At 63.8% G+C, this 15,286-nt stretch carries 10 protein-coding genes and 2 pseudogenes; 6 read left to right on the top strand and 6 right to left on the bottom strand.

Annotation, left to right across the window (positions count from 1 at the left end; genetic code table 11):
- Nucleotides 1-26 precede the first annotated feature (26 nt).
- Entirely contained in the window at nt 27-1,235 is a 1,209-nt protein-coding gene (gene pcaF / locus YUO_RS0113405; protein WP_028347728.1) for a 3-oxoadipyl-CoA thiolase, read from the bottom strand.
- A 313-nt stretch (nt 1,236-1,548) separates the two neighbouring features.
- On the opposite strand from pcaF, the gene mutS reads away from it, so the two are divergent.
- Nucleotides 1,549-4,278, top strand: a complete 2,730-nt coding sequence (gene mutS / locus YUO_RS0113410; protein ID WP_028347729.1) for a DNA mismatch repair protein MutS — start codon at nt 1,549-1,551, stop codon at nt 4,276-4,278.
- A gap of 102 nt (nt 4,279-4,380) precedes the next feature.
- Here the strand turns inward: mutS and YUO_RS0113415 are convergent, their stop codons facing one another.
- The 3 genes and pseudogenes from YUO_RS0113415 to YUO_RS0113425 form a co-directional block, all read right to left on the bottom strand.
- Nucleotides 4,381-5,175 (bottom strand): hypothetical protein, encoded by a 795-nt coding sequence (locus tag YUO_RS0113415; RefSeq protein ID WP_028347730.1) that lies wholly within the window; start codon nt 5,173-5,175, stop codon nt 4,381-4,383.
- A gap of 74 nt (nt 5,176-5,249) precedes the next feature.
- Nucleotides 5,250-6,481 (bottom strand): annotated as a pseudogene (locus YUO_RS48910) (integrase core domain-containing protein).
- Nucleotides 6,482-6,604: 123 nt separating this feature from the next.
- Nucleotides 6,605-7,114 carry an OsmC family protein gene (locus YUO_RS0113425; RefSeq protein ID WP_028347731.1) on the bottom strand — a complete coding sequence of 170 codons (510 nt, stop codon included), beginning with the start codon at nt 7,112-7,114 and terminating at the stop codon, nt 6,605-6,607.
- 209 nt (nt 7,115-7,323) lie between these two features.
- On the opposite strand from YUO_RS0113425, the gene YUO_RS0113430 reads away from it, so the two are divergent.
- Complete coding sequence (locus YUO_RS0113430; protein WP_028347732.1) at nt 7,324-10,119, top strand: [protein-PII] uridylyltransferase; 2,796 nt, start codon at nt 7,324-7,326, stop codon at nt 10,117-10,119.
- 121 nt (nt 10,120-10,240) lie between these two features.
- On the opposite strand, the gene YUO_RS47720 is transcribed toward YUO_RS0113430, so the two are convergent.
- The gene (locus tag YUO_RS47720) at nt 10,241-10,762 is read right to left on the bottom strand and encodes a hypothetical protein (protein WP_235782705.1); all 522 of its coding nucleotides are present in this window, start codon (nt 10,760-10,762) and stop codon (nt 10,241-10,243) included.
- 104 nt (nt 10,763-10,866) lie between these two features.
- Here YUO_RS47720 and YUO_RS0113440 point away from each other — a divergent pair, with 104 nt between their 5' ends.
- The 4 genes from YUO_RS0113440 (at nt 10,867) to YUO_RS46190 (ending at nt 14,301) form a co-directional block, all read left to right on the top strand.
- Complete coding sequence (locus YUO_RS0113440) at nt 10,867-12,687, top strand: PAS domain-containing sensor histidine kinase (protein ID WP_028347733.1); 1,821 nt, start codon at nt 10,867-10,869, stop codon at nt 12,685-12,687.
- The gene (locus YUO_RS0113445; protein WP_028347734.1) at nt 12,684-13,355 is read left to right on the top strand and encodes a response regulator transcription factor; all 672 of its coding nucleotides are present in this window, start codon (nt 12,684-12,686) and stop codon (nt 13,353-13,355) included. The genes YUO_RS0113440 and YUO_RS0113445 overlap by 4 nt, the downstream gene beginning before the upstream one ends.
- Before the next feature lie 93 nt (nt 13,356-13,448).
- Nucleotides 13,449-13,835 carry a response regulator transcription factor gene (locus tag YUO_RS0113450; protein WP_028347735.1) on the top strand — a complete coding sequence of 129 codons (387 nt, stop codon included), beginning with the start codon at nt 13,449-13,451 and terminating at the stop codon, nt 13,833-13,835.
- A gap of 301 nt (nt 13,836-14,136) precedes the next feature.
- The gene (locus YUO_RS46190) at nt 14,137-14,301 is read left to right on the top strand and encodes a hypothetical protein (RefSeq protein ID WP_156908617.1); all 165 of its coding nucleotides are present in this window, start codon (nt 14,137-14,139) and stop codon (nt 14,299-14,301) included.
- A 392-nt stretch (nt 14,302-14,693) separates the two neighbouring features.
- Here the strand turns inward: YUO_RS46190 and YUO_RS40650 are convergent.
- A pseudogene (locus YUO_RS40650) lies at nt 14,694-15,206 on the bottom strand (methylated-DNA--[protein]-cysteine S-methyltransferase); the annotation flags it as partial.
- Nucleotides 15,207-15,286: the final 80 nt, after the last annotated feature.

Below are 15,286 nucleotides of genomic sequence, written 5' to 3' on the forward strand. Positions count from 1 at the left end.
GATTTTCGCCTTCCCAAACTGTTGTTTTAATTGACCTTTTCGATCGCGACCGCAACGCCCTGGCCGACGCCGACGCACATGGTTGCCAAGGCAAGCTTCCCGCCCCGCTTCTCCATGCCGTGCACCGCCGTCAGCGCCAGCCGCGCGCCGCTCATGCCGAGCGGATGGCCGAGCGCGATCGCGCCGCCATGCGGGTTGACGAAATCGGCATCGTCCTTGACGCCCAGTTGACGCAGGCAGGCTATGCCCTGGGAAGCGAAGGCTTCATTGAGCTCGATCAAATCGAAGTCGGTGATCTTGATGCCGAGCCGCTCCATCAGCTTCTTCGTCGCCGGCACCGGGCCGATGCCCATAATGCGCGGCGGCACCGCGGCTGATGCAAGCCCGAGGATGCGCGCCCGCGGCGTCAGCCCGTGCTTCTTCACAGCTAGCTCAGAAGCGAGGATCATCGCCGCCGCGCCGTCATTGACGCCGGAGGCATTCCCCGCCGTCACCGTGCCGGGATTGCGCACGATCGGCTTCAGTTTTGCCAATCCTTCGAGCGTGGTTTCGGGACGCGGGTGCTCATCCTTGTCGACGGTAGTGGGACCTGCCTTGCCGCCGGGCACCTGGATCGGCGTGATTTCCTCGGCGAAATAGCCCGAGGCGATCGCCGCGCCCGCGCGCTGCTGGGAGCGGATCGCCATCGCGTCCTGGTCGGCGCGCGACACCTGGAATTCTTCGGCGACGTTCTCACCGGTCTCCGGCATCGCATCGACGCCATACTGCGCCTTCAGCAGGGGATTGATGAAGCGCCAGCCGATCGTGGTGTCGTAAATCTCGGCCGAGCGCGCAAACGCTTCCGGCGCCTTGCCCATCACGAACGGCGCCCGCGTCATCGATTCGACGCCGCCGGCAATCGCGAAATCGATTTCGCCAGCGCGGATCGCCCGTCCCGCGGCGCCGACCGCATCGAGACCCGACGCGCAGAGGCGGTTCAGCGTTTGGCCGGGAACCGATTCCGGCATGCCCGCGAGCAACAGCGCCATCCGCGCCACGTTGCGGTTGTCCTCGCCGGCCTGGTTGGCGCAGCCGAAAAATACTTCGTCGACCTGGGTCCAATCGAGATTGGGATGCTTCGCCATCAGCGCCTTGATCGGGGCTGCGGCCAGATCGTCGGCGCGGACCTTGGCGAGCGATCCGCCGAAACGGCCGATCGGGGTCCGGACGGCATCGCAAATGAATACATCACGCATAGAATCTCTCCCTGAATGCCGTGCTTTAGGCGTTGACCCAGATTTGATGGCGAGTTTTAGGAGCGCACCCGCGGCAGGTCAATTGAGGCATGGCTGCCCCGCGGCGCTTTCGCGGAGGGGCCGTCATGCTCCGGGCGTATAATCAATCGAGCGGCCCTAGGCGTGGAAAACTCTGACAACGCAGGTAAGGGAATAGGACCGAGCGGTGAAATTCTGTAGTTTGCCGCCCCTGGAGCCGTGGCCGGCTCCAGCTTCTCGTTTGGACGCGTTTTCTTCACGCGAACCGGTGCCCACTTCACTTGAAAACGCTCTGATGACGATCCAGCAATCCATCCCCCTGTCCCCGGAGCAAGCACCGGCACCAGAGACGCCCGCACGCGTCACGCCGATGATGGAACAATATCTCGAGATCAAGGCTGCCCACCCCGGGCTGCTGCTGTTCTACCGGATGGGCGATTTTTACGAGCTGTTCTTCGAAGACGCCGAGATCGCCTCGAAGGCGCTCGGCATTGTGCTGACCAAGCGCGGCAAGCATCAGGGGATGGATATCCCGATGTGCGGCGTGCCGGTGGAACGCTCCGAGGATTATCTGCATCGCCTGATCAATGCCGGCCACCGCGTTGCCGTATGCGAGCAGACCGAGAATCCGGCCGCCGCTCGCGCCCGTGGCAACAAGAGCGTGGTGGCGCGCGGCGTGGTGCGGCTGGTGACGCCGGGCACGCTGACCGAAGACACGCTGCTGGATGCCCGCACCAACAATTATCTGCTGGCAATCGCGCGCGCCCGCGCCTCCTCCGGCGGTGACCGCATCGGGCTTGCCTGGATCGACATCTCGACTTCCGAGTTCATGGTCACGGAATGCTCGACCGCGGAACTCGCGGCGACGCTGGCGCGGATCAATCCGAATGAAGCGATCGTCACCGATGCGCTCTATGGCGATCCTGATCTGGGCGCGCTGCTGCGCGAACTACCTTCAGTGACGCCCTTGACCCGCGACGTCTTCGACGGCGCCACCGCGGAACGGCGCCTCTGTGACTATTTCGCAGTCGCGACCATGGATGGCCTCTCCGCGATGACACGGCTGGAGGCGACCGCTGCGGCCGCTGCCGTCACCTATATCGACCGCACCCAAGTCGGCAAACGCCCCCCGCTGTCGCCGCCGTCACGCGAGGCTGCGGGCACGACGATGGCGATCGATCCCGCCACCCGCGCCAATCTCGAACTGACCCGCACACTGGCCGGCGAGCGGCGCGGATCGCTGCTGGACGCGATTGACTGCACCGTGACTGCGGCAGGCTCCCGGCTACTGGCGCAACGTCTGGCGGCGCCGCTCACCGATAGTGCTGCGATCGCACGGCGGCTGGATGCGATTGCGGCCTTTGTCGCCGACAGCGCCGCACGTGATGACATTCGCACGACGCTGCGCGCCGCGCCCGACATGTCGCGCGCGCTGGCGCGGCTGTCGGTCGGTCGCGGCGGCCCGCGCGACCTTGCGGCTTTGCGCGACGGCATTCTCGCGGCAGACCAGGCGCTGGCGCGCCTCGCGCAGCTCGAAGCCGCACCGGCTGAAATCATCGCCGTGATGGAGGCGCTGCGCCGCCCCTCGCGCGATCTCGCGCGCGAATTCGAACGCGCACTCGCCGAGCAACTGCCGCTGATCAAGCGCGACGGCGGCTTCATCCGCGAGGGCTATGAGCCCGCGCTCGACGAGAGCCGAAACCTGCGCGACGCCTCCCGCCTCGTGGTCGCCGCGATGCAGGCGCGCTACGCCGACGATACCGGCATCAAGGCGCTCAAGATCCGGCACAACAACGTGCTCGGCTATTTCGTCGAGGTCACGGCGCAGCACGGCGACAGGCTGATGGCGCCGCCGCTGAATGCGACTTTCATCCACCGCCAGACGCTGGCTGGCCAAGTTCGTTTCACCACGTCCGAGCTCGGCGAGATCGAAGCCAAGATCGCCAATGCCGGCGATCGCGCGCTCAATCTGGAGCTGGAAATCTTCGAGCGTCTCTCTGCGATGGCGCTGGCCGCCAGCGACGATCTGCGCGCCGCGGCGCGTGCCTTCGCGCTGCTCGATGTCGCGACCGCGCTGGCGAAACTGGCGGTAGACGACAATTACGTGCGGCCAGAGGTCGACGGCTCGCTCGGCTTCGCCGTTGAGGGGGGCCGGCATCCGGTGGTCGAACAGGCGTTGAAGCGCGACGGCCAGCCGTTCATTGCCAACGCCTGCGACCTTTCGCCGGGGCCTGGCCAGAAGTCGGGTCAGATCTGGCTGATCACCGGCCCGAACATGGCGGGTAAGTCGACGTTCCTGCGGCAAAACGCCTTGATCGCGCTGATGGCGCAGATCGGCTCCTACGTGCCGGCGTCGCGCGCCCGGATTGGCGTCGTCGACCGCCTGTTCTCACGCGTCGGCGCGGCCGACGATCTCGCGCGGGGACGATCGACCTTCATGGTCGAGATGGTCGAGACCGCCGTGATTTTGAACCAGGCCAGCGAGCGCTCGCTGGTCATCCTCGACGAGATCGGCCGCGGCACCGCCACCTTCGACGGCCTCTCGATCGCGTGGGCCGCGATCGAGCATCTGCACGAGGCCAACCGCTGCCGCGCGCTGTTCGCCACGCATTATCACGAGCTGACCGCGCTGTCCGCCAAGCTGCCACGGATGTTCAACGCCACCGTGCGGGTGAAGGAATGGCAGGGCGACGTCGTATTCCTGCACGAGGTGCTCCCCGGCTCGGCCGACCGTTCCTACGGCATTCAGGTCGCCAAGCTCGCCGGCCTGCCGCCGGCCGTGATCGCGCGCGCCAAATCGGTGCTGGCGAAGCTCGAAGCGCAGGACCGCGGCCAGACGGCGCGGGCACTCGCCGATGATCTGCCGCTGTTCGCCGTCCCCTCCCGCGCCGCCGCCGAAGCCGCAGCCCCGAGCGAGGCGGAGCAGTTGATGGAAGCGGTGAAGGCGCTGCATCCCGACGAGATGTCGCCGCGTGAGGCGCTGGAGGCGTTGTATGCGCTGAAGGCGAAATTGCCGAAGGGGTAGGTCTCCCTCCACCGTCGTTGCGAGCGAAGCGAAGCAATCCATCTTTCCGCACGCGCGGAGAGATGGATTGCTTCGTCGCTTCGCCCCTCGCAATGACGGTGGCTAGCGCGCCATCTTCCTTCGCCCGAGCCACCACAGACCGAGATTCCATCCCACACACGTCGCCAGCGCCAAACTCAGCCCGATCGCCGAGCCGAACTGCAGTGCTGCGACATGCAGCACCGCAATCGCAATTCCGAGGCCGATCAAGCCCCAGGCGCTGTTGGCGAGCACCGCCGCGGTCGGCGGACCGCCGATCCGCGGGTGCAGGATCAGCATCATGGAGGTGAACACGATCGGGAATAGCGCGATCATGCCGCTGATCTTGGGACCGACCCAGCCCGAAGTCGTGACCACCGTCGCCACCAGTGTCGCGACCAGCGATGCCCGCAGCGGGATGTCGTACCAGCGCCGTCGGATCGGCGGCATTTTGGCGTGGCGGTAGCGGGCGAGCAGTGGCACGCAGATGGCAAAGGCAATGACGTTCGCGATCAGGCCGCCGGCGAGCGACCATTGCACCGAGCGGATGATCGCGGCGAGCACGAGCCATACGGCGACCGCCGCGAGGCAACTGAGCAGCGCGCCGTGGCGCTGCGCCAGCACGACATAGGTCAGTCCGAGGAAGATCGTCGCGGCATTGATAGGCAGGCTCGCCAGCGCTCCCTCGGCGATGAAGGCTGCGTCATGATCGAGCGCGAGGAATACGTAGGACGGCCCCGCCGAGATCGGCAGCGTCGCGATCAGCGCGCCGATGACGGGGCCTGAGCGTTCGGTGACGATGGAAGCCGTCACCACGAACGCCGCGGTGATCGCCATGCGCAGGCCGAGCGTCAGGAGGAAGGCGAGTTCGGGGGACATTTGCACTTCTGAGCAACCGACGACATGGGTAACAGTTCTGACCGACGACATGGGTAACACAATTCTCGTTTCGTTCAGGTCTGTTGTTGCTGGGCCTGTGGGTCTTGTGGGCAACGCCCCTTCGCGTTGTCCACAAGTCCACAGGCCTTGCGTTTTGGTTTGTTCAGGCGATCGCCGCCGCGGTGAGTGATCACGCCGAGCTCGATCCGCCCGTAGCTGACGGTCCAGCATCCCTCGTCGTCTTCGGCGAGACCGACCGGCTCGCCTACGAGAGCCTCGCTGATGTAGATCGCGCTGCCGTTCCACTTGATCTCACCGTTGTGACGCACGCGGCGGACGCGATGGTCGACACCATAGCCAGGCTCGCGCAGCACGCCGTCGTAGCGACGAGGGGAAGCTGTATAGCGATCGGCCGGCGTGGCGTTGTCGAGCGCCTGATGCGGACGCTGTTCGTTGTAAAGACGCTGGAACGCCTGCAGGCGCTTGATCTGCTCGCGCAAGGTTCGTGCCGGCGGATTGGCCGTGTCCTGCAACAATGTCAGATGCATCCGTTCATGCCGCACGTTCTGCTGCGGCTTGCCCGGTGCAATGCGTTCCGGCGTGACCCCGCCTTGATCAGCTTCACCGACAGCCTCGACAGCCCACCCGCGCCGCGCGAGGCGAACGGCGAGCCATCGTCGGAGCGCAGATAAAGCGGCAGGCCAAACTCGCGGAATGCCGCATCGAGGATCGGCCACACATGCTCGGTGTCGGTACGTGCCAGCGCCTGGCAGCGCAACAGATAGCGGCTGTAGGCGTCGCTGAGCGTCAGCGGTTCGCAACGGCTGCCATCGCCGGTCAAAAACCAGCCCTTGAAGTCGATGCACCAGACGTCGTTGGCAGCCCCACAATGCGCAAACGGCGCGCTCGAGGGCGGGCTGCGCCGCCGCAGCCTCCGCTTGACCGTCAATCCCTCGCGATCGAACAAGGCGCCGATCGTGCTCGCCACCGGCCAATCCTTGGCAGGATGGCGCCGTTCCAGATAGGCGCGCACCTTCACAGGTCCCCAGCTCGGATGCGCCTGCCGCACGGCAAGGCACTGCTCAAGAACATCCTCGGCAATCGCGTGTGGATGATGATGCGGTGCGCGCGTGCGATCCGACAGGCCCGCGATGCCCTCTTCCTCATAACGTTCGAGCCACTTGTAGCCGGTCTTCCGGCTCACCTCGAACCGCCGGCAAATCGCTGCAAACGACTCCTGCCGCTCCTCAACCGCCATCACAAAGCGCATCCGCTCTTCCACGGCACAGGTTCCCCCAAGTCCCATCGGCAAGGCCCTCCTTGCCGATCAGTTGACCTGTTACCCATGTCGCCGGTCTATTCTGTTACCTATGTAGCCGGTCAGGACCGTGAGCCGACCCTCCCCCTCCAGGGGAGGGTAAACGAGCGATCACACCCGCTTCATCGACACCGAGACTTTCGGGCCGTTCTTGATGGTCTGATAGACCACGCAATAACGTTCCGTGAGTTTCTGCAGCAGATCGAGCTTGTCCTGCGGCGCGTCGGTTGCGACCTCGAAGCGCAGGCGGATCTCCTCGAAGCCCACCGAAGCTTCCTTGTCGACGCCGAGCGTGCCGCGGAAATCTAGGTCGCCCTCGGCGATGACGTTGCCGGCCTTCAGAGGAATATCGGTGGCGGTGGCCACCGACTTCAGCGTCACGCCGGCACAGGCGACCAGGGCTTCGAGCAGCATGTCGCCGGAGCAGAGCTCCAGACCGGAGCCGCCGGTGGCGGGGTGCAGCCCCGCAACCGCCAGCGCGCGGCCAGTCTCGACCTTGCAGGCGATGCCTTCATGGTCGATCGAGCCTTTGGCTTTGAGGGTAATGACCGCGGCCGAGGGATCGGACTTGTAGCGTTCCTTGATCGGGGCCTGCATCGCGCGGAGTTCGGCGGCGTCCATCTTGCTCTCTCCCGACTGTGTTTGTGCGAGTCGATATAATCGGCTGGCGACCTTGTGTCATCACGCCTCGTGGCGGCGTGCATGACATTTTGGAAATCCGCGCCTTTCCAACAGGTTATGGCTGGCATTCGCCGAGGCGACGGCATAGCTTTGCGTTGACCGTACAATCGCCCGTGACAGCCCCTGCGCCGTCCGATATCGGGGAGATCATGGACAGCATCGTAACAGAGGACCGCTCCGGGGCGGATGACCGTTTCGATACCGCGCGGATCACCGCAGCGGTCGATGCGCTGGCCGAAAAACATGCCGGCCGCGAGGACGTGTTCCGCTCGGCGCTGGCGCAATTGCTCAAGGCCGAGATGATCGCCGCGCGCGCCACCGCGCAGGCCGTGCTCTTGAAGGATCGTCACGGCCGCCGCTGCGCCGAGCGGCTCTGCTTCATGCAGGACGAAATCATCCGCATCCTCTATGCGGCCGCGACGCGACATCTCTATCGCTCGCACGTGCCCTCGGGCGCCGAGCGCATGGCGGTCGTCGCCACCGGCGGCTACGGCCGCGGCCTGATGGCGCCGGAATCCGACATCGATCTCTTGTTCATCCTGCCCTACAAGCAGACCGCCTGGGGCGAACAGGTCGCCGAAGCCATTCTCTATTGCCTGTGGGACATGGGATTGAAGGTCGGGCACGCCACGCGCTCGGTCGACGAGTGTATCCGCCAGGCGCGCGGCGACATGACGATCCGCACCGCGATCCTGGAGACGCGGTTCTTGACCGGCGACCGGCCGCTCTATGACGAGCTGGTGGCGCGGTTCGACAAGGACGTCGTGCAGGGCACGGCTGCCGAATTCGTCACCGCCAAACTCGCGGAGCGCGAGGAGCGCCACCGCCGCGCCGGGCAATCGCGCTATCTGGTCGAGCCCAACGTCAAGGACGGCAAGGGCGGCTTGCGCGACCTGCACACGCTATTCTGGATCGCCAAGTACGTCTACCGCGTGCGCGAAACCGGTGAGTTGGTCGAGCGCGGCGTGTTCGACGCGCAGGAATACCGCACCTTCCGCCGCTGCGCCGATTTCCTGTGGTCGGTGCGCTGCAATTTGCATTTCGTCTCGGGGCGCGCCGAGGAGCGGCTGTCCTTCGACATGCAGCGCGAGATCGCAGTCCGCCTCGGCTACACCTCGCACCCCGGCATGCAGGATGTCGAACGCTTCATGAAGCACTACTTCCTGGTGGCGAAGGACGTCGGCGACCTCACCGCGATCCTGTGCGCCAAGCTGGAAGAGGAGCAGGCCAAGCCCGCGCCGGTCCTGAGCCGGATGGTGGCGCGGCTGCGGCCGGCCCCCAAGCGGCGGCGGGTGCCCGACAGCGACGATTTCATCATCGACAACAACCGCATCAATCTCGCCGCGCCCGACGTCTTCAAGCACGACCCGGTCAACCTGATCCGCATCTTCCATCTGGCCCAGAAGAACAACCTCGCCTTCCACCCCGACGCAATGCGGACGGTGACGCGCTCGCTGAAGCTGGTGAACAGCCAGCTTCGTGAGGATCCGGAAGCCAACCGGCTGTTCATGGAGATCCTGACGTCGAACGATGCCGAGACCGTGCTGCGGCGGATGAACGAGACCGGCGTGCTCGGTCACTTCATCCGCGCCTTCGGCAAGATCGTGTCGATGATGCAGTTCAACATGTACCACCATTATACGGTGGACGAGCATCTGATCCGCTGCATCGGCTTCCTGCAGGAGATCGAGCGCGGCGGCAATGACGAGTTCACGGTCGCCAGCGACCTGTTCCGCAAGATCCAGCCCGAGCATCGCGCGGTGATCTATGTCGCGACCCTGCTGCACGACGTCGCCAAGGGCCGCCCGGAGGATCATTCGATCGCGGGCGCCAGGGTGGCGCGGCGACTGTGCCCGCGGCTCGGCTTCAACACCGCCGACACCGAGCTGGTGGCCTGGCTGATCGAGGAACATCTGACAATGTCGACGGTGGCGCAGTCGCGCGACCTCTCCGACCGCAAGACGATCGAGAATTTTGCCGCCGTCGTGCAATCCGTCGAGCAGATGAAGCTTCTGACCATCCTGACCACCGCCGACATCCGGGGCGTTGGCCCCGGGGTGTGGAACGGCTGGAAGGCGCAGTTGTTGCGCACGCTGTATTACGAAACCGAGCCGGTCCTGACGGGCGGCTTCTCGGAAGTGAACCGCGCCCAGCGCATCGCGCTGGCACAGGCCGAATTCCGCGCCGCCTTCACCGAATGGCCGGAGGAAGAGCTCAATGCCTACATTGCGCGGCATTATCCCGCCTACTGGCTCAAGGTCGACCTGCAGCGCAAAATCCGCCAGGCGCGTTTCATCCGCGCCAGCGAACAGGCCGGGCATCAGCTCGCGATCAATGTCGGCTTCGACGAGGCGCGCGGCGTTACCGAATTGACGATACTGGCCACAGACCATCCGTGGCTGCTGTCGATCATCGCAGGCGCCTGTGCTTCCGCCGGCGCCAACATCGTCGACGCGCAGATCTACACCACGACCGACGGCCGCGCGCTCGACACCATCGCGATATCAAGGGAATACGACCGCGACGAGGACGAGGGGCGGCGCGCGACCCGCATCGGCGAGATGATCGAGCACGTGCTCGAGGGCAAATTGCGGTTGCCCGAAGTGGTGGCGCGCAAGGCCGCCAACCGCGGCAAGGTGCGCGCATTCGCGGTCGAGCCCGAGGTCATCATCAACAACCAGTGGTCGGATCGCTATACCGTGATCGAGGTCTCCGGCCTCGATCGCCCGGGCCTCTTGTATCAGCTCACCACCGCAATCTCGAAGCTCAACCTCAACATCGCCTCCGCCCATGTCGCGACCTTCGGCGAACGCGCCCGCGACGTGTTCTACGTCACCGATTTGCTCGGCGCCCAGATCAACGCGCCGACCCGGCAGGCCGCGATCAAGAGCGCGCTGCTTCATCTGCTCTCTGCCGAGGACAACGTCGCCAAGCCGGCGGCGTAGGGTTCTTTCAGTCCCGTAGGATGGGTGGAGCGAAGCGATACCCATCAATCATGTGGAGAGACAGTGATGGGTTTCGCTGCGCTCTACCCATCCTACGGACTCGCGCCGCCTCCTCGCAAGTCTAGTTGGTCCGTTCTGCCGCAGCCCGAGCGTGAGACTCGAGCGCGGCCAAGCTCGCCGTGACGAAGGTAAGATAGCTTGCCTGCGCAATCAGGACGCCCAGATCGAACAGGTCAAATAGGCGTTCCCACGGGTTCTCTACCGGGACGACGTTTGCTCGCCTGCCTCCATCGATAACGATAGGCTGAAACCTGCGGTCGCGGCGATTTGTTGCGGGTTCGATGTCGTCAGAGCAACGGATCAAATGCAAATGTGCTTTCGGCATATCAATCCCCTGAGTTCGGTCGGTGATCCCCAACGAAGCGGGTTTGACCACGGCGACCGGCCGGCAAGGGGTCAGGTCGTTGGGCCTTTCCGTAATACTCTTCCTGCATGGCAAAACCTGCGCTCGGCCGCCATCCGGATAGCCAATCAGCGTAATCGTCGAGGGGGAGCGGACCATTGAACGGAGGTTGATCCAAACATTCCATTCGGTTGGGCGGATCATACCGAGGTTTAGGATCGCAGTCTGGCCCTCGCCCACGAAAGATCGCGCGCCCGAACGTTAAAGGGCCGCGGATGATCAGCCGATTTTGCCCTCCGGGCCTGCGAAAAGCTGCTAGTATCCAGCCTGTTAGGAGGGCGGCGTTGTCGCCGCTGATGGTCGCGAACACCTGGCGACGCAGCGCCGCTCGCGTTGTCCGAGTGTCGGTGCTGATGATGCGTAAGCCGACGATAAAGTCCCTGAGCTCGGCCGAGCAATGGTTGCTCGGCAGCATGGCGCTGGCGTTGGGAGCGGTGGCCGGAATCTGGCTGCTGCTCGGCCCAGTACCGATGGCCGCGCCTCATTTCATTGCGTTCGTGCTGCTGATCGCTTCGCTTGCCGCCTCATTGGTCATGATGGGCCTGGTGGGGCGTACCCGCCGGCAGATGGAAGCCGTGCTTGAGGGCCGACTGAGCGCCGAAGCGCGCGCGATCGAGGCGCTGCGCCACAGTGAGGCGCAATGGAAGGAGGTGTTCGAGCATAACCCGGTGATGTACTTCATGGTCGATGCGACCGGAACCGTGCTGTCCGTCAACACATTCGGCGCCGCACAACTTGGCTACTCCGTCAGCGAATTGCTCGGGAAATCCGTGCTGAAAGTCTTTCCGGCCGAAGAGCAAAGCGCCGCCCAAAGCAACGTCGCCATATGCCTGGAGAATATCGGCCAGACCCACAGTTGGGAGATATGCAAGGTTCGCAAGGACGGCTCAACCCTCTGGGTTCGCGAGAACGCCAAAGCCGTGCGGCTGGACGGCCGATTGATCGTCCTGATCGCATGCGAGGACGTCACGGAGCGCAAGCAGGCTGAAAATGCGCTGCGGCAGAGCGAAATGTATTTGGCCAAAGCCCAGCGATTGAGCCACACCGGCAGCTTCGGCTTGCGCGTCGCCAGCGGCGAACTCATCTGGTCGGAAGAGACGTTCAGAATTTTTGGATTCAAAAGGGCTCCGTCCATCAAGCTCGCCACCGTCATTCAACGCATTCATCCGGACGATCGCGGACGCGTGCAACGGACCATCGACCGCGCGTCCAGCGCGGGCAAGGACTTCGCACATAGCTATCGATTGCTGATGCCCGATGGCTCGATCAAGCATGTCCACGCCACCGCACATGCGATGAAGGATGCATCAGGCGGAGTCGAATTCGTTGGGGCGGTAACCGATATTACGGCGCGCAAGCGAGCCGAGATGGAATTGCATGAAGCGCAGGCGACGCTTGCGCATGTCAGGCGCGTGACTGCGCTTGGCGAACTTGCTGCCTCGATCGCCCACGAGGTGAACCAGCCGCTCGCCGCCGTGGTCACCAACGCCGCCGCATGCCGGCGTTGGCTCAACCGCAAGCCTCCCGACCTGAAGGAAGCGCGCGGGACTGTGGAAGCGATCATCAAGGACGGCAATCGTGCCGGCGAAGTAATCCAGCGGGTCCGCGCGCTCGTGAGCAAGGCAACCGATCAGAGGGCCGCGCTTCACATTAACGATGTCATCAACGAGGTCATCAGCCTGGTGCAGCATGAGCTGCTCATCCACCAGGTATCGTTGCGGCTGGAGCTCTCCCCCGACCTGCCGCTGGTCATCGCCGATCGGGTCCAGTTGCAACAGGTCATTCTCAACCTGGTCATCAATGGCATCGAGGCGATGCAGCCGGTCGCGGACCGGCCGCGGGAACTGGTGATCCGGACATGCCAGGACGAAACCCGGCAGATCGTGGTGACGGTGAAGGATTGCGGCGTTGGCCTCGCAGCCGAGAACGCTGGCCGGCTGTTCGACGCCTTCTTCACCACCAAATCCGGCGGCATGGGCATGGGCCTGTCGATCTGCCGCTCCATTATCGGCGCTCATGGCGGACGGCTGTCCGCGTCCGGAAATGCCGGCCCTGGCGCGACATTCCAGTTTACCCTGCCGGTAACTCAGGAGGGTGCACCGTGACCGCGCGCCCGGCACCGCCTTCCAGCCTCGCAAGCGTCGAGGAGCCGGTTGTCTTCGTCATCGACGACGACGCATCGGTACGTGAGGCACTGAGCAATCTCTTCCGGTCCGTGGGATTGCGCGTCGAGGTGTTCGGTTCGGCTCACGAGTTTCTGCAGTACAAGCTTCCGAATGCTCCCAGTTGCCTGATCCTTGACATCAGGCTGCCCCGACTGAGCGGCCTCGACTTTCAGGCCGAACTGGCCAAGGCCGACATTCACATTCCGATCATCTTCATGACCGGTCATGGCGATATTCCGATGACGGTTCGCGCAATGAAGGCCGGCGCCGTCGATTTTCTGACCAAGCCATTCCGCGATCAGGACATGCTGGATGCCGTAACCGCGGCAATCGAGCGCGACCGCAACAGCCGCGACGAAGCGATGGTTCTCTCGGAGCTGCACGCGCTTTTCGCGACGCTAACTCCCCGCGAGCGGCAGGTGATGGCGCTGGTGACGTCGGGGCTCATGAACAAGCAGATCGCAGCCGAAATCGGCCTGGCGGAGATCACCGTGAAAATACATCGCGGGCATATCATGCGGAAAATGGGAGCGAAGTCGTTGCCCGATCTGGTACGGATGGCCGAGCTACTCGGGATCGGGCCTGCATCCGGCCGGTCGCAAACCTAAGTATGATTTTCCCTCGCAGATTTGCAGCGCACTCTCCCGAGACGCGGCGGCACAGCAAAAGACATCCTCTGGTCGTCTCCAGAAAGAATCGCCTTGTCCAATCGGGCCATATCAATCATCGACGACGACGGGTCGGTTCGCGCCGCGACCCATAATCTCGTCAGGTCGCTTGGTTACGTCGTCCATTCATTTGCATCGGCCGAGGAGTTCCTGCAATCGCCGCATCTGAATGACACTTCGTGCGTGATAACGGATGTCAGAATGCCCGCCATGAGCGGGCTCGAGCTGCAAGCTCATCTGCTCGCCACCGGCCATCGCTTTCCCTTCATCTTCGTCACGGCCTTTTCGGTCGAAAGCGACCGCGCACGCGCCATGAAGGCGGGAGCAACCTGCTTTTTGAGCAAGCCGTGCGACGGGGAAACGCTGATCAAATGCCTCGAGGCCGCGCTGGCGCCAAATGGCGAGGCCGCAACCAAATGAGCCGATCCGGCCCTAGAGCCTTTCGGTTCTGATTGAATCAGAACCGGGCTCAAGATTCTTGTTTTGATGCGTTTTCTTGACGCGAACCGGTGTCCACCCCTGATCAAGTCCGGGCCAAGCTTTCGCTGGAAAACGCTCCAGGGCGAGCCAGCATACGTAAGGATGATCTCGCCAAACATCTGGACGAATTGCAGATAAGCCCCGACCACGCCAGACTTCGCATTGTCCTTTTGGAAAAGAAGGGCGCAGAGCATCACACATTTTGATCGGCAAAATGGCAATTCCTCGGAAGGAGGTCGCCATGCGTACAGAACTGCGTTGCACCGAGTGTGACAGCGAAGGCCCCAAAATCATCTCTCTGCGAAATCCAGCGCGCGAGCGCTATTGCGGGCGCTTCTGTCTCGACAAGGGCCACGAGAGTTTCATTCGCTGGTTACGGCGTGCCAATACCGAGATTGCGTCATGAAAAATTGTTGCGGAAATCCGGAATGCAAACGCCCGTTCGGGCTGGTCCGGCGTAGCTGGTACTTCCAGCAGTTTTGTTCAGCGAAGTGCCGTGAGATCTACAAGCGTCAACTGGAGCGCAACCGGACCTATTGGAAGTGGCTCTACCAGGTGCCGGAAGCTGCGACGCACAGAGACCATCTATCGTGCCGGTGATCGCGGAGCAGCCAGCATGGCGACGGTAAATGCGATGCTGGTGGGCGCATTACTGGCCTGGGGACCCCTGCTGATTGTATTCATCTATATCCTTCGCGACATGCGAAACGCGCCCCGTGACCCCGATTGACTTGAAACGGGTGACGCCGCCGAGCGCAACGCGCCCGGCCGATCCGCCTCTCCTGTTCCCGAGTACGCAATTTCCACGCCCTCGTGCTTGAGCAGCCAGCGCTTGCGCTCCAGCCCGCCGCCGTATTTCACCAGCGAACCATTGGCGCCGATCAGGCGGTGGCAGGGCAGGACCACGCTGATCGGATTCGAACCGTTGGCATGGCCGACGGCGCGAACGGCGCGCGGCATCCGAAGTTTTGCGGCGAGCGCGCCATAGCTCATCGTCGTCCCTGCCGCGATCTTCGGCAGCGCGTTCCAGACCTTCTGCTGGAACGGCGTGCCGGCGACGCGCCATTCGATCGCTGCGAGGCGGTCGAGGTCGCCCTTGAAATAGCCGGTCAAGGCGGCGCGCAAATCACGCGGCGCCCGCCCGTTGTTCAAATTCACCGCGCCATAATGCAGGCGCAGCAATTGCTTCATGCGCGGCTCATAGTCTTCCCAGTCCAGCGCGCGGAGCAGGCCGTCCGCATCGGTGACCAATAGCGCCGTGCCGATCGGCGTTGGCAGGCGCTCGAGGTTGAAGTTCTCCGGCATCATCATTCCCTACAAGGATATCGGCAAGCGACCCGCACCTTTCACCAGCAACCTACTAGCGTCCACCCGAATTCCGCTGCCGGCTG

Source organism: Bradyrhizobium murdochi (genome assembly GCF_000472965.1).
Classification (GTDB): Bacteria; Pseudomonadota; Alphaproteobacteria; order Rhizobiales; family Xanthobacteraceae; genus Bradyrhizobium; species Bradyrhizobium murdochi.

Coding starts and splice junctions, on each gene's coding strand:
- pcaF (WP_028347728.1), bottom strand. CDS start 1,235: ATGCGTGATGTATTCATTTGCGATGCCGTCCGGACCCCGATCGGCCGT.
- mutS (WP_028347729.1), top strand. CDS start 1,549: ATGACGATCCAGCAATCCATCCCCCTGTCCCCGGAGCAAGCACCGGCA.
- YUO_RS0113415 (WP_028347730.1), bottom strand. CDS start 5,175: ATGTCCCCCGAACTCGCCTTCCTCCTGACGCTCGGCCTGCGCATGGCG.
- YUO_RS0113425 (WP_028347731.1), bottom strand. CDS start 7,114: ATGGACGCCGCCGAACTCCGCGCGATGCAGGCCCCGATCAAGGAACGC.
- YUO_RS0113430 (WP_028347732.1), top strand. CDS start 7,324: ATGGACAGCATCGTAACAGAGGACCGCTCCGGGGCGGATGACCGTTTC.
- YUO_RS46190 (WP_156908617.1), top strand. CDS start 14,137: ATGCGTACAGAACTGCGTTGCACCGAGTGTGACAGCGAAGGCCCCAAA.